12 protein-coding genes are annotated in these 13,223 nt (G+C 63.9%); 11 read left to right on the top strand and 1 reads right to left on the bottom strand.

The window, feature by feature from the left end:
• Positions 1–307 precede the first annotated feature (307 nt).
• From pta to phnX, 4 genes are all read left to right on the top strand, one after another.
• Complete coding sequence (gene pta, locus GQB03_RS22090; RefSeq protein ID WP_159693886.1) at positions 308–1,324, top strand: phosphate acetyltransferase; 1,017 nt, start codon at positions 308–310, stop codon at positions 1,322–1,324.
• Between the two features lie 25 nt (positions 1,325–1,349).
• On the top strand, positions 1,350–2,102 hold the full coding sequence (locus GQB03_RS22085; RefSeq protein ID WP_159693884.1) for a sulfite exporter TauE/SafE family protein: 753 nt from the start codon (positions 1,350–1,352) through the stop codon (positions 2,100–2,102).
• Between the two features lie 112 nt (positions 2,103–2,214).
• Positions 2,215–3,471 carry a putative Na+/H+ antiporter gene (locus GQB03_RS22080; RefSeq protein ID WP_159693882.1) on the top strand — a complete coding sequence of 419 codons (1,257 nt, stop codon included), beginning with the start codon at positions 2,215–2,217 and terminating at the stop codon, positions 3,469–3,471.
• Positions 3,472–3,495: 24 nt separating this feature from the next.
• The gene (phnX, locus tag GQB03_RS22075) at positions 3,496–4,311 is read left to right on the top strand and encodes a phosphonoacetaldehyde hydrolase (RefSeq protein WP_200832382.1); all 816 of its coding nucleotides are present in this window, start codon (positions 3,496–3,498) and stop codon (positions 4,309–4,311) included.
• 138 nt (positions 4,312–4,449) lie between these two features.
• Here phnX and GQB03_RS22070 read toward each other — a convergent pair whose 3' ends face one another.
• On the bottom strand, positions 4,450–5,304 hold the full coding sequence (locus GQB03_RS22070; protein ID WP_159693880.1) for an IclR family transcriptional regulator: 855 nt from the start codon (positions 5,302–5,304) through the stop codon (positions 4,450–4,452).
• 157 nt (positions 5,305–5,461) lie between these two features.
• On the opposite strand from GQB03_RS22070, the gene GQB03_RS22065 reads away from it, so the two are divergent.
• The 7 genes from GQB03_RS22065 to GQB03_RS22035 all read left to right on the top strand — a co-directional run bounded on the left by GQB03_RS22065 (position 5,462) and on the right by GQB03_RS22035 (position 13,198).
• On the top strand, positions 5,462–7,060 hold the full coding sequence (locus GQB03_RS22065) for a GMC family oxidoreductase (RefSeq protein ID WP_159693878.1): 1,599 nt from the start codon (positions 5,462–5,464) through the stop codon (positions 7,058–7,060).
• Positions 7,061–7,193: 133 nt separating this feature from the next.
• Complete coding sequence (locus GQB03_RS22060) at positions 7,194–8,420, top strand: TRAP transporter substrate-binding protein (protein WP_159693876.1); 1,227 nt, start codon at positions 7,194–7,196, stop codon at positions 8,418–8,420.
• A gap of 82 nt (positions 8,421–8,502) precedes the next feature.
• A complete protein-coding gene (locus GQB03_RS22055) occupies positions 8,503–9,036 on the top strand; it encodes a TRAP transporter small permease (protein WP_159693874.1) in 534 nt (177 codons plus the stop codon).
• A 9-nt stretch (positions 9,037–9,045) separates the two neighbouring features.
• Positions 9,046–10,332: a TRAP transporter large permease gene (locus tag GQB03_RS22050; protein ID WP_159693872.1), complete on the top strand. Its 1,287-nt coding sequence runs from the start codon at positions 9,046–9,048 to the stop codon at positions 10,330–10,332.
• 397 nt (positions 10,333–10,729) lie between these two features.
• Positions 10,730–12,055, top strand: a complete 1,326-nt coding sequence (locus tag GQB03_RS22045; protein WP_159693870.1) for an MFS transporter — start codon at positions 10,730–10,732, stop codon at positions 12,053–12,055.
• Positions 12,056–12,152: 97 nt separating this feature from the next.
• On the top strand, positions 12,153–12,485 hold the full coding sequence (locus GQB03_RS22040) for a thioredoxin family protein (protein ID WP_159693868.1): 333 nt from the start codon (positions 12,153–12,155) through the stop codon (positions 12,483–12,485).
• Positions 12,482–13,198: a hypothetical protein gene (locus GQB03_RS22035; protein ID WP_159693866.1), complete on the top strand. Its 717-nt coding sequence runs from the start codon at positions 12,482–12,484 to the stop codon at positions 13,196–13,198. The genes GQB03_RS22040 and GQB03_RS22035 overlap by 4 nt, the downstream gene beginning before the upstream one ends.
• Positions 13,199–13,223 lie beyond the last annotated feature (25 nt).

Genomic DNA, 13,223 nt, shown 5'->3' with positions numbered 1-13,223 from the left:
CATCGAGATCATGTGTACCCGCGAACTCGGTGACCCGTTCCGCCGCGATGCCCTCTCCAAACCCGTCCGATTCCTCGACAAGTACAAGGATTACGTCTGAGGAAACAACACCCGGCCAACCCCGCACAGGGGCGGCCGGGTAGCGGACAGGCATCACGATGCAGATCCGAATTGCGATCAACCCCTCCTCCTCCCCGCAACAACGGGGGTTGAATCTTTCGCCGGCGTCCGGCTGCCTCCCAAGGCCGGACCCGGCACCTCTTTTTCCGCACTCCGACGAATGCGGTGACGACGAGGAACCCCAGACATGAAAGCAATCAACAGAATCATCGATCGCGCCCGTGCAAACCCGCTGCGCATCGTCCTGTGCGAAGGCGACGATCCGCGCATCCTCCAGGCTGCGCTGCGCGCAACCCGCGAAGGCACGGCCCGTATCGTCCTGGCCGGTGACCGGACGCGCATCACCCGTCTCGCCGACGACGAGGCGATCGATCTTTCCGGCATGGAACTGATCGATCCGGCAGACTCGCCACGCACCGAGGCCTATGCCGAAGAGCTCTTCAGGCTGCGCGAAAAAAAGGGCATGACGCGCGAGCAGGCGCAGCAGGAAGTGCGCAAGCCGCTGTGCTTCGCCAATCTCATGGTGCATCTCGGTGACGCCGACGGTTCGGTGGCCGGTGCGGTCCATACCACCGGTGACGTGGTCCGCAACGCACTCCAGATCATCGGCGTGGACAAGTCCTTCAAGCTGGTCTCGAGCTTCTTCCTGATGATGCTCTGCGAGCCCTTCCATACCCTCAAGGGCGGCCTGATCTTTTCCGATTGCGGCCTGGTGGTCGATCCCGACGCCGAGGAGCTCGCCAACATCGCGATGGCCGCCGCCGACAGCGCCGCCAGCCTGCTCGCCGAAGAGCCCCGCGTGGCGATGCTCTCCTTTTCCACCAGCGGCAGCGCCAGGCACGCCGCGGTGAGCAAGGTGGTCGAAGCCGCCCGCGCGGTCAAGCGCCAGCGCCCCGAACTGGCGATCGACGAAGACGTCCAGCTCGACGCGGCCATCGTCGCCGAGATTTCCAACCGCAAGCTGCCGGACTCGAAGGTCAAGGGCCGCGCCAACGTGCTGGTGTTTCCGAATCTGGAGGCCGGCAACATCGGCTACAAGCTCGCCGAGCGGGTCGGCGGCGCGGTGGCGATCGGGCCGCTGCTGCAAGGCCTCGCGAAGCCGGCCAACGATCTCTCGCGCGGTTGCAGCGCCGAGGACGTGTTCCATGTGATCGCGGTTACCGTGGTTCAGGCTCAGACTGCGAGGGAATCGGCCGCCGGCTGAAGAGCCCTGCGCGCGCCGTCACGACATGGAGACGCTGCTTCACCTGCTGCCATTGCTCGCGGTCATCGCCTTTGCCACTTATTTCCAGACCGTCACCGGGTTTGGCCTGGGCATGATCGTGATCGGCGCGACCAGCGGTTTCGATCTGGCGCCGGTTTCGGTCGTCGCTGCAGTGGTAAGCCTGGTGACTCTGGTCAACAGCGCGGTGGCTCTGCCCGGCCGGCTGAACCTGATCGACTGGCCGGCCGCACGCGCGGTATTGCTGGGCGTCCTGCCGGCCAGCGTCACCGGAGTATTGTTGCTCGATTACCTCAGCAGCTCTGCGGCCGAGGTGCTCAGGTTCATGATCGGCGCGGTGATCGCCTACAGCGGTGTGAGCCTGGCGCTCAAACCACGCGTCCAGGCGGAGCGCTCGTCCAACCGCGGCTTCTTCCTGTGCGGCGTCTTCGCGGGGCTCTCCAGCGGCCTCTTCGGCATGGCCGGGCCACCGGCCATCTATCACCTCTACCGCCAGCCGATGGAGATCGCCTCGATTCGCTGCATGTTGCTGCTGGTGTTCGCCTTTACGGCGAGCGCGCGCACGCTGTTCGTCGCCACCCAGGGCGGACTCAGCACAGAAGTGTGGCTGCTGACCGCCTTCGCGGTGCTGCTGGTGGCGCTGGCGAGCTACGCCGGCCGGCGCTTTCCGCCGCCCTTCTCGGCAACGACGATGCGTCGCATCGCCTTTGGCACGCTGCTGGTGATCGGCCTGAGCCTCATGATCACGGCGGTATCGTGAAACCGGCCAGCCGGAATCCGTGCGCGGGCGTACACTCGAACAGACCCGCGCTACGGGCCCCAGCGACAGACACACGGCGTGGGACCGGAGAACCCGACAGGACGAAAAACGAATGACTCCCACCACCATTCAGTTGACCGGCACCCTGCTGTTCGCGATCGCGGTCGCGCACACTTTCATGACCAAGTACTTCGAGCGCCTCGCTCATCAACAACCGAAGCACGCCGGCACCTGGCACCTGCTCGGCGAGGTCGAAGTGGTCTTCGGCTTCTGGGCCTTCGTGCTGCTCGGCTTCATGAGTCTGACCAGTGGTACCGCGGCGACCACCGCCTATCTCGAAGGGCTCGATTTCACCGAGCCGGCCTTCGTCTTCGTGATCATGGTCGTGGCCGCCAGCCGGCCAGTGCTCGAACTGTGCAAGATGCTCGCGCATGCGCTGGCCCGCTACCTGCCCTTCGAGGACAGCGTCGCCTTCTACTTCATCTGCCTGTCGGTGATTCCGTTGCTCGGCTCCTTCATCACAGAGCCTGCGGCGATGACCGTGGCGGCCCTGATGCTGCGTGACAATTTCTATTCCCGGGGGATCTCGCACCGCCTCAAATACGTCACGCTTGGTGCGCTCTTCGTAAACGTCTCGATCGGCGGCACCCTCACCCATTTTGCTGCACCACCGGTCTTGATGGTCGCTTCACGCTGGAACTGGGATCTCTGGTACATGCTGGGGCACTTCGGCTGGAAGGCGGCGATTGCGGCCCTCGTCAATGCAGGCCTTGCAACCTGGCTGTTTCGCGACGAGCTCCGCGCACTGAACGTCAAGGCCGAAGGGACCCGCGCGAGCGTCCCGGCGCAGCTGATCGCGCTGCACGTCCTCTTTCTCTCCGGCATCGTCTTCTTTTCGCACCATCCCGTGGTATTCGTCGGCGTATTCCTGCTGTTTCTCGGCGTTGCCGAAGCCTACCGCCACTATCACGACCGTCTGATCCTGCGCGAAGGGCTGCTCGTCGGTTTCTTCCTGGCCGGTCTGGTGACCCTCGGCACCCAGCAGCAATGGTGGCTGCAGGACGTGCTCGCCGGTATGGACAGTACCGCGCTGTACTTCGGCGCAACCACGCTCACCGCGATAACGGACAACGCAGCCCTCACCTATCTCGGTTCTCTGGTTCAGGGCACCGACGACGCCTTCAGATATTCACTGGTTGCGGGAGCGGTCACCGGCGGCGGGCTCACCGTCATCGCCAACGCGCCGAATCCTGCTGCCTTCGCAATACTGCGCGGCAGTTTCGACGACGAGGCGATCAACCCGCTGGGGCTGCTGGTGACCGCGTTGCCACCGACCCTCGTCGCCATCATCGCGTTCCAGATCCTGTAGTCGCGGCCCAGCGGAACAGACCCGATGCGGATCCCGCAACCCGAGGCAGTGATACTCGACTGGGCCGGCACCACCATCGATTTCGGCTCGCTGGCACCTGCCGCCACATTCGTCGAAGCCTTTCGCAGCGCCTTCGATTTCGAGCTCTCCCTCGACGAGGCGCGCAAGCCGATGGGCCTCGGAAAGCGGGAGCATTTCGAGGCGCTCGCCCAAGACCCATCGGTGGCAGGGCGCTGGCGCGCGCGCTTCGGCCGGCAGATCGGCGAAACCGACATCGACAGGCTCTACGAGGCCTTCGTGCCCCGTCAGATCGAACGCGCCCGGGCACATGCCGAGCTGATTCCCGGCACCCTCGAGGCGATCGCCACACTGAGACACCGCGGCATGAAAGTCGGCACCACCACCGGCTATCCGCGAGCGGTCATGGATGCGCTGATGCCGCTCGCCGCCGAACACGGCTACCGGCCGGATTGCACCGTCTGCGGCGACCAGCTCGGCGCGGGCGGACGACCCGGACCCTGGATGGCACTGCAATGCGTGATCGAACTCGCCATCGGCAGCGTTGCCCGCTGTGTCAAGGTCGACGACACCTTGCCCGGCATCGCCGAAGGGCTCAACGCGGGCATGTGGACCGTCGGCCTCGCCCTGTCCGGCAGCATGGCCTCGCTGAGCCTCGCCGAGTATCACGAGAGCGCGCCGGAGAGGCTGGCGACCATCCGTGCGGCGGCGACCGCGAACTTTACCCGCGCCGGCGCGCACTACGTGATCGACACCATCGCCACCCTGCCTTCCGTGATCGACGACATCGCCGCCCGGCTCGCCCGTGGCGAGCGCCCCTGAACCGGGCACGCAGCGCCAGCAAACCGGCTTCGGCGGCACGTATCGGCGTCCGCGGCGACCATCACACGAAACGGAAGCGACGCGCCTCTTCCGGCCGATTCGGATGGAACGCCGCCGCACCTCGGGTCGAGGGCAGCCTCAGGGAAGCGCCGGGAACAACACCTCGCGCATCGCATCTGCGGCCAAACGCATCTGCGACACGCTGCTCATCAGATCTTCAAGCGAACGACGTGCCGTCGGTGCATGACAGGCAATGCCGGCGACCAGCTTGTCGTCACGGCCGAGCACCGGCACGGCGACGGCAATCATGCCGCGCACGAACTCTTCGTTGTCGATGCCGAGGCCCTTGCGGGCGATCCGGTCGAGTTCGGCATCGAGCGCCGCACGCTCGACGATGGTATGGGGTGAATGACGGTCCAGCTGCATGTTCGCGAGGAGCGCCTGGCGATCCAGCAGAGACATCGCCGACAGGAACAGCTTGCCGCTCGCAGTGCAATGCATCGGCACCCACGTACCCGGCCGCAGATGCATCCGCAGCGGCTCGCTGGTCTCGACCCTTTCAACGTAAAGCACGCGCCCGGCATCCGGCACGGTGAGGTTGCAGCTCTCGCCGAGCTTGTTTACGAGGCGTCGCAGCACCGCTCGACATTCGCGCCGCATGTTGGCGCTGCGCAGCGAGTTCAGCGCCAGCGTAGTGGACCTCGGGCCCGGTACGAAACCTCGTTCGGCCGGCATGTGAAGCACGTAACCGTGGACTTCCATCGACCGCAGCAGCCGCATCAGGGTGCTCTTGGGCACCCCCATCAGACTCGCCAGCTGAGCCAGCGTGAGGGGCTGGCGGGCTTCGGTCAGATGCTCGAGCACCGTTAGCGGCCGCAATCGCCTCACATCTTCGTTCGAGGCATTCGAATCGGGCCCGCCAAAGTCCTCGTCATCGTCTTCGATCGACGCTGCAGCGCGATTCTGATCCGCTTTTCCGGCGTTCCGTTTCAATTTCCACGTCTCCTGTCGATTGCACTTGGGTTTTCTTATCGACCAATCAATAGTGACTATAACTTAATTTTGAAACGTAACGTTTCATTTTTTACATGAAAACCGGAACCTCGGCCACCCCTCATTCGAGCCGACCGGCACTCAGGAGACAGGAGTAATGGCACAGGTAGTTGACTACATCGTCATCGGCGCAGGCTCGGCGGGATGCGTGCTCGCCAACCGGCTCAGCGAAGATCCGCGCAACAGCGTGCTCCTGCTCGAGGCCGGCGGTCCCGACAGCAATCCGTGGATCCATATTCCGGTCGGCTACTTCAAGACCATGCACAACCCCGAGCTGGACTGGTGCTACAAGACCGAACCTGACGAGAACGTTGCCGGACGGCAGATCCAGTGGCCGCGGGGCAAGGTCCTCGGTGGTTCGAGTTCGCTCAACGGCCTGCTCTACGTGCGCGGCCAGCGCGAGGACTACGATCGCTGGGCCGACCTCGGCAACGACGGCTGGCGCTTCGACGAGGTGCTCCCCTACTTCAAGAAATCGGAGGACCAGGAGCGTGGCGCGAGCGAATTCCACGGCGTGGGCGGACCGCTCAAGGTTTCGGACCTGCGCCTGCGTCGGCCGATCGCCGATCATTTCATCGCTGCCGCGCAGGATATCGGGATTCCCTTCAACGAGGACTACAACGGCGCGACGCAGGAAGGAGTGGGCTATTTTCAGCAGACGGCCCACAAGGGCTTCCGCTGGAGCACCGCCAAGGGCTTTCTCAAGCCGGCGCGCAAGCGTCCCAACCTCACCGTCGAGACCCACGCGCAGACGACCCGTATCCTGTTCGACGGAAAGCGCGCGATCGGCGTCGAATACCGGCGAGACGGTGAGCTACATGAGGTCCGCGCTGGCGCAGAGGTGATTCTCTCCGCCGGCGCCATCGGCTCACCGCAGATCCTCCAGAACTCGGGCATCGGCCCGGCGGCCTTGCTGCGCAAGGTGGGCGTGCCGGTGCTGCACGATCTGCCCGGCGTGGGCCGCAACCTACAGGACCATCTGCAGGTACGACTGGTGTTCAAGACCCGCGAAAGAACCCTCAATGACGAGGTCAACAGCCTGATCGGCAAGGCCTGGGTCGGTATGCAGTACATGCTCAACCGCACCGGTCCGCTCACCCTGGCGGCGAGCCAGGTGACGATCTTCACCCGCTCCAGCCCCGAGGCCGACCGACCGGACATCCAGTTCCACATGCAACCGCTCTCCGCCGACAAGCCCGGCGAAGGCGCACACCCCTTTTCGGCCTTCACCGCTTCGGTCTGCCAGCTGCGGCCGTTCAGCCGCGGTCATGTCGAGATCCAGTCGGCCGACCCGCTCAAATATCCGCTGATCCACGCCAACTACCTGTCGGATGAACGCGATTTTCCGGTGGTGATCGGCGGCATCAAGGTCGCCCGGCGCATTGCCGAGGCACCCTCGCTCAAGCCGCACATCATCTCGGAATTCGTACCCGGCGCCCAGTTCAGCAGCGACGAGCAGCTGCTCGAGGCCGCACGCCGTTACTCGCAGTCGATCTACCACCCGGCAGGGACCTGCAAGATGGGCAAGGACGCCATGGCGGTGGTCGACGAAAGACTCCGGGTGCGCGGCATCGATGGGTTGCGTGTGGTGGACGCCTCGATCATGCCCGAGCTCGTCTCGGGGAATACGAACGCCCCGACCATCATGATCGCCGAAAAGGCCGCCGACATGATCCGCGCCGACCGCCGCCAGTGAATCACATGGGCCTTGACGGACGGTAAAGCGCAAGGCTCGCGAGAACCGATCGACCCGCACGGTCGGTCGTGCTGTTCCACAACCGCAATACCGGGCAATGACGCCCAGCCAGCCACACAGAGGAGACACTCAAATGGCCAACCAGACACCGCTTGACCGCCGCGGCTTCTTCAAGATCGCCGGACGCTACGGGCTGACCTCGACCGTGCTTGCCGCAACCAGCCTCGCCGGGCCGCTTTCCGTCTCGGGGCTCGCACGGGCCGCATCCCAGACCGCCGATGCCCGCAAAGCCGGCACACCGTTGATGACACTCAAGTTCGGCGCCTCCGGCTTCAACGAGGAAAACCTCAAGATCCAGGAATCCGGCCAGCTGTGGTTTGCGCAAGAGCTCGAGAAGCGCAGCGACGGCGCGCTGAAGATCGAGTTCATCGGCAGCAATGCGATCTGCAACCAGCTCGACTGCGTCAAGAAGGCGCAGCAAGGCATCGTCGACCTGTTTTCGGCCAGTACCCAGAATTCCGCCGGCGCCGCGCCGTACTACAACGTGCTCGACTTCGCTTACATGTTCCCGTCGCGCGCCTCGCAGCACTATTTCTTCTACCACCCGAAGAGCGAGAAGCTCTTCCGCGATCCGATGCGCAAGCGCCACAACATCCAGTTCCTCTTCACCCACTGCGAGCTGCGCGGCATCATGCTGGGCAAGAAGTTCGCCGATGCGCCGCTGATCACCAGCGTCGAGCAGCTTGCCGGGACCAAGAACCGCGTCACCGGCACCCAGCTCGGCCGCATTGCCATGCAGCTGATGAACCTGAACCCGGTACCCATCTCCTGGGAAGAAACGCTCGACGGACTCAAGCAAGGCCTCATCGACGGCGCGGAAACCTGGATGGGCGCCGCCGCCTACGCCAACATGGCGCCCGTGCTCTCGCAGGCGGTGGACCTCCGGTTCTTCTGCGGAACCGAGCACACCGCGATGAACAACAAGACTTTCGAGAAGCTGCCCGCCAAGCTCCAGGATGTGGTCATGGAGACCGCCTTCGATGCGCAGCAATACACCCAGGTGCATCAGGAAAAGGCTCTCGTCGAGGTGGTCGGTGCAGTCCCCAACCCCGGCCCCGACACCGTGTTCGGCAAAAACAAGGTCCGCGTGGCGACGCTCTCGGACGCCGAGATCCTCAAGGCCGAGAAGATGTGCTCGCCCGAGTACAACCCCAAGCCCTGGGAAGAATGGCGCGAACGCCTCAACAAGATGTCCGGCGGCAGCGATGTCTACAAGGAGATCTACAACATCGCCCGCGAGATTCCGAAGGACGCCGCGGTGTCGTCGGTGAAGCCGCGCCGCTGGTGGCAGAGCGCCTGAGGCGAAGCCCTCCCCAGCCACAGCGGCTGGCTCCGCCGAAGGCGGGGCCAGTCTCCCCTGTCATGTTCTAGGAGGCATTCGCATGTCCTACCTGATGGCGCTACTCCGGTGGTTTGACCGCAACGCCGAACGCTCACTCATCCTTGTCGCCTACTCCAGCATGGCGCTGATCATCGTCTACGCGGTCGTCGAACGCTATGTCTTCAGCAGTCAGATTGCCTGGAGCACGTCGATTCCGATCTACCTGTTCCTTTGGGTGGCGTGGGTGGGCTGCGCCTACAACGTCAAGCAGCGGACCCACCTGGTGTTCAACGATTTGCGCCTGCGCATGCCCTACGGGATGCAGTTCGCCATGATGTGGCTCGACACCCTCCTGTGGATCGGCTTCGGCACCATCGTCGCGGTCTACACCGTCGAGCAGACCCAGCTTGCCTACGACAACTTCGCGATCGTTCAGGGCACCGACGACATCATGCAATGGTGGTTCTACCTTGCCACGCCGATCGGCTGGGGGCTGCTGATCATCCGCGCACTGCAGAATCTGGCGCAGGACATCGGCCGCTACCGGCGGCGCGAACCCTTCCTGGTCGAAATCCAGACCATCGGCGGAGACTGAGGAACGATCATGGACAACTCTGTACTCATCACACTCGTCTCGCTGGGCGTCGTCGGGCTGTTCCTGCTCGGCGTCCCCATCTTCCTGGTGATCGCCCTGTGGGTCACCGGCGTGTCGGTGGTCATCGATTTCACGCTCGCAAACATCGGCGTGACCCTGTTCGAGGGGCTGAACTTCTTCGGACTGTTGTCGCTACCGCTGTTCATCCTCACCGGCGACCTGATCGCCGCGGCGGGCATCGCCACCCGCCTGGCGAACTTCGCCCACGCCTGCCTGAGCTGGATGCGCGGCGGCCTCGGCCTCGCAACGATCGGCTCGTGCGGCCTTTTCGCGGCAATCTCCGGTTCCAACTCGGCGACCACCGCGACCATCGGCGGCATCATGCATCCGCTGCTGGTGAAGGATGGTTACGACAGCCGTTTCGCCGCCGCCACGGCTGCCGCCGGCGGCACGGTCGGCATCATCATCCCGCCGTCGATCATCTTCATCGTGTATGGCTTCCTGATGAACCTGTCGATCTCGGACCTGTTCGTCGCCGGCATCCTGCCGGGCATGCTGATGGTGATCGCAATGCAGGCGGTGTGCTGGTGGATGTGCCGCAAGAACGGCTGGGGCTCGGTCACGCCACTGGACATGAAACGGGTGCTGCGCAGCGCCAGGGATGCCTACCTCGGCTTCTTCGCGATCTTCATCGTCATCTTCGGCATCTATTCGGGCATTTTCTCGCCCACCGAAGCGGCGGCGATCACGGTCGGATTCTGCCTCGTCGCGGGCCTGCTGCTGACCCGCGAAATCAAATGGAAGGCCCTGCCCGACATCCTGCTGCGCTCCGGCCAGCTCACCGGCATGCTGGCGCCGATGATTGCCATCTCGATCGTCATGCAACAAGTGTTCGGTCTGCTCGGCGCGGCCGACGCGGTCTCGGCCTTCGTAGCCTGGTTCGGCAACGGAGAAACCACCGTCTTGCTGGTGTGCATGGCCATCGTGCTGGCCGCAGGCTGCATTCTCGAAAGCCTGCCGGTCACCGTCATTTTCGCGCCGATACTCGCACCGATCGCGGTGGCGACAGGCGTCGATCCGGTGCATTTCTCGGTCATCTTCCTGGTCGGCGCGGCCATCGGCTTCATCACCCCGCCGTTCGGCCTGAACCTGTTCGTGGCGAGCGGCGTGACCGGCATACCCTATTCGAAACTGGTGCGTTTCGCGGTGATGTACATGCTCGGGCTCATCGTCTCGTGGCTGCTGATCGCCTTCATCCCGTGGCTCTCGTTGGGGCTGATTCCCTCGCCGGGCTGACCCGGTCAGGGCGCCGGCAGCCAACCTGATCGAACACGCAACGCTTAGAAAGAGGCAATGGCCGCGAAGACATTCGCGGCCATTGCCTCTTCCAGCACCGCAAGAACCCGCACTGCTTCGGCCTGCCTTTCAGAAGGCCGAGTGCGTCGAACCGGTCCTTCCCGCGTTTTGGCACATCGCGGCCCGGTTGCGTTTCAAATCGTCGAATTTCATTCGATTGCACTTGGTGTTATTTATTTATGAATAAATAGTGGACATAGCTTGCCGTGAAAGAGGCCGCTTCATCTTCATCGCGGCCCCGTCTTCGTTGCGCCGGATCCGGGCACACACCCGGCCATCGCGGACAAGGCACGGCCGGCAACAAGGGCCACACATAGAACACCCGCGGAGACAAACAATGAACCAGGCAGCAAGGAAAGATCCAAAGGACGTCAGGCGCGTGGTCAGTGCCAGCCTGATCGGCGCGACCATCGAGTGGTACGACTTCTTCCTCTATGGCGTCGTCGCCGGCATCGTCTTCAACAAGCTCTACTTCCCTTCCGACGATCCGCTGGTTTCGACCATGCTGGCCTACGGCACCTTCGCCGTCGGCTTTCTGAGCCGGCCACTCGGCGGCGTGATCTTCGGCCACTTCGGTGACAAGCTCGGCCGCAAGAGCATGCTGGTGATGACCCTCATGATCATGGGCGCCGCGACAGTGCTGATCGGCCTCGTGCCCACCTACGAACAGATCGGCATCTGGGCACCCGTCCTGCTGCTGATCCTGCGCGTGGCGCAGGGTATCGGTCTGGGCGGCGAGTGGGGTGGCGCGGTGCTGATGTCCTTCGAGTACGCACCCAAGGGAAAACGCGGCTTTTACGCAAGCATCCCGCAGATCGGCCTGGCGCTGGGCTTGTGTCTTGCCTCCGGGGTGGTCGCCGGACTGTCGTCGCTGCTCAGCGACGCGCAGTTCCTTGCATGGGGCTGGCGCATTGCCTTTCTGCTGTCCTTCGCGCTGGTCTCGGTCGGCATGTACATCCGTCTCAATGTCACAGAAACGCCCGAGTTCGCCAAGGTCAAGGCCTCAGGCGAGGAGATCAAGCTCCCCATCAAGGAAGTGCTCACCAAACATTCCGGCAACGTGCTGGCCGGCATGGGCGCGCGCTACATCGACGGCGTGTTCTTCAACATCTTCGGGGTGTTCTCGATCGCCTATCTCACCCAGACGCTGCATCTCACCCGCACCGACGCGCTGCTCGGCGTGATGGCCGCGGCATTGGTGATGATCCTCACCATTCCCTTGTTCGGTCATCTCTCGGACAAGATCGGCCGCACCCGTATCTACTTCTGGGGATCGCTGCTCACCGGCCTGTCGGCCTTCGCCGGGTTCTGGTTCATGAAGAACAGTGGCGGCAGCATGCTCATGGTGTGGCTGGCCATCATCATCCCGTTCGGCGTGTTCTATGCATCGATCTATGGGCCTGAAGCGGCACTCTTCGCCGAACTATTCGACGCCAGGGTCCGCTACTCGGGGATCTCCTTCGTCTATCAGTTCTCCGGCATCTTCGCGAGCGGCATCACGCCGATGATCGCCACCTACCTACTGCAGAAAAACAATGGCGAACCATGGCTGATCTGTGCCTACGTGCTGTTCGCCGGCCTGGTCAGCGCGTTGTCGGCAGCATGGATCGGCCGACGCAAGCGTCGCCAGATCGAAATCGAGGCGGTGCCAGCTCGAGCCTGAGTGCCTGGCTGGAGGGCAGCGGCCGCGGGGCCTCTTGCGCAGGATGCGAGCGCTTGATCTATGCTCTAGCCCTGTCGTGAAACCGTCACCGCATGCCATGCCCCAAGCACTCCGCTACACCGAAACCCCGATCACCCGTGCCGAAGTGGACGCCTTCGACGAGCCGCTCGTTCTCGACTTCGGCACCAACTGGTGCGGCCACTGTCGCGCCGCCGAGACAATGGTTGCCGAGGTGCTGTCGCGTCATCCCACGGTCCGTCACGTCCGCGTGGAAGACGGCCCCGGCAGGCGCCTCGGCCGCAGCTTCGCGGTGCGACTGTGGCCTACGCTGATCGTCTTGAACAAGGGTAGCGAACGCGCCCGACTCGTCCGCCCTGCTTCGGCAGCGGAGCTCGAGGAAGCACTGGCGAGCATCGAGGCAGACGCGTGACCGCCGGCGACTTCGGCGCCCTTGAGCGGGTCGGTCTCAACCTGCAGGCGGTATTCGACATCGCCGCCCTGCCTGAAGGGCTGCGCACACGCCTCGCCAGTCTTGCGGACGACCCGGATCGATATCGCCAGCTGATCCTCATCGGCAACGCCGGCCCGACGCTCTGGGCGTCGGTCAAGGCAGCTAGCCTTGACAGCACCGACCCCATTGACGATTTCAGCACGCGGACCGTCGATGAATGGTTCGCCGCGCATTACGGCAACACGCCCTCGCAGCACCTCTATCCCGGCGATGCGCCACTCGATCTGCAAAGCCTCGGCCGCCTCGCCGGATGGCACCACTCCAGCCCCTTCAAGATAGGAATCAACGCGCGCTGGGGCACCTGGTTCGCCTATCGCGTCGCCCTGCTCGCCGGCACCGGAATTGCGCCCACGCCTGTCTCGCAAGGCGAATCACCCTGCAATCGATGCAGCGCAAAACCCTGCACCACCGCCTGCCCGGCAAACGCGATGGAAAGCGGCGACTTCGATCTCCCGCGCTGCATCGCCTACCGCCGCCGAGCCGGCTCCGCCTGCGCGCAAACCTGTCTTGCAAGGATCAGCTGCCCGGTCGGTACCCGGCACCGCTATGACGAAGAACAGATTCGCCACGGATACGGAAACTCGCTCAGGATGATCGAGTGGTACGCAGCGGGAGCGATACATCGAGGGTGATCGGCAAAGCCTGCAGATCCGCGAT

It is taken from the genome of Cognatazoarcus halotolerans (genome assembly GCF_009800965.1).
In the GTDB taxonomy this organism is placed as follows: Bacteria; Pseudomonadota; Gammaproteobacteria; order Burkholderiales; family Rhodocyclaceae; genus Cognatazoarcus; species Cognatazoarcus halotolerans.
This window is presented reverse-complemented; position numbering and strand designations above follow the sequence as displayed.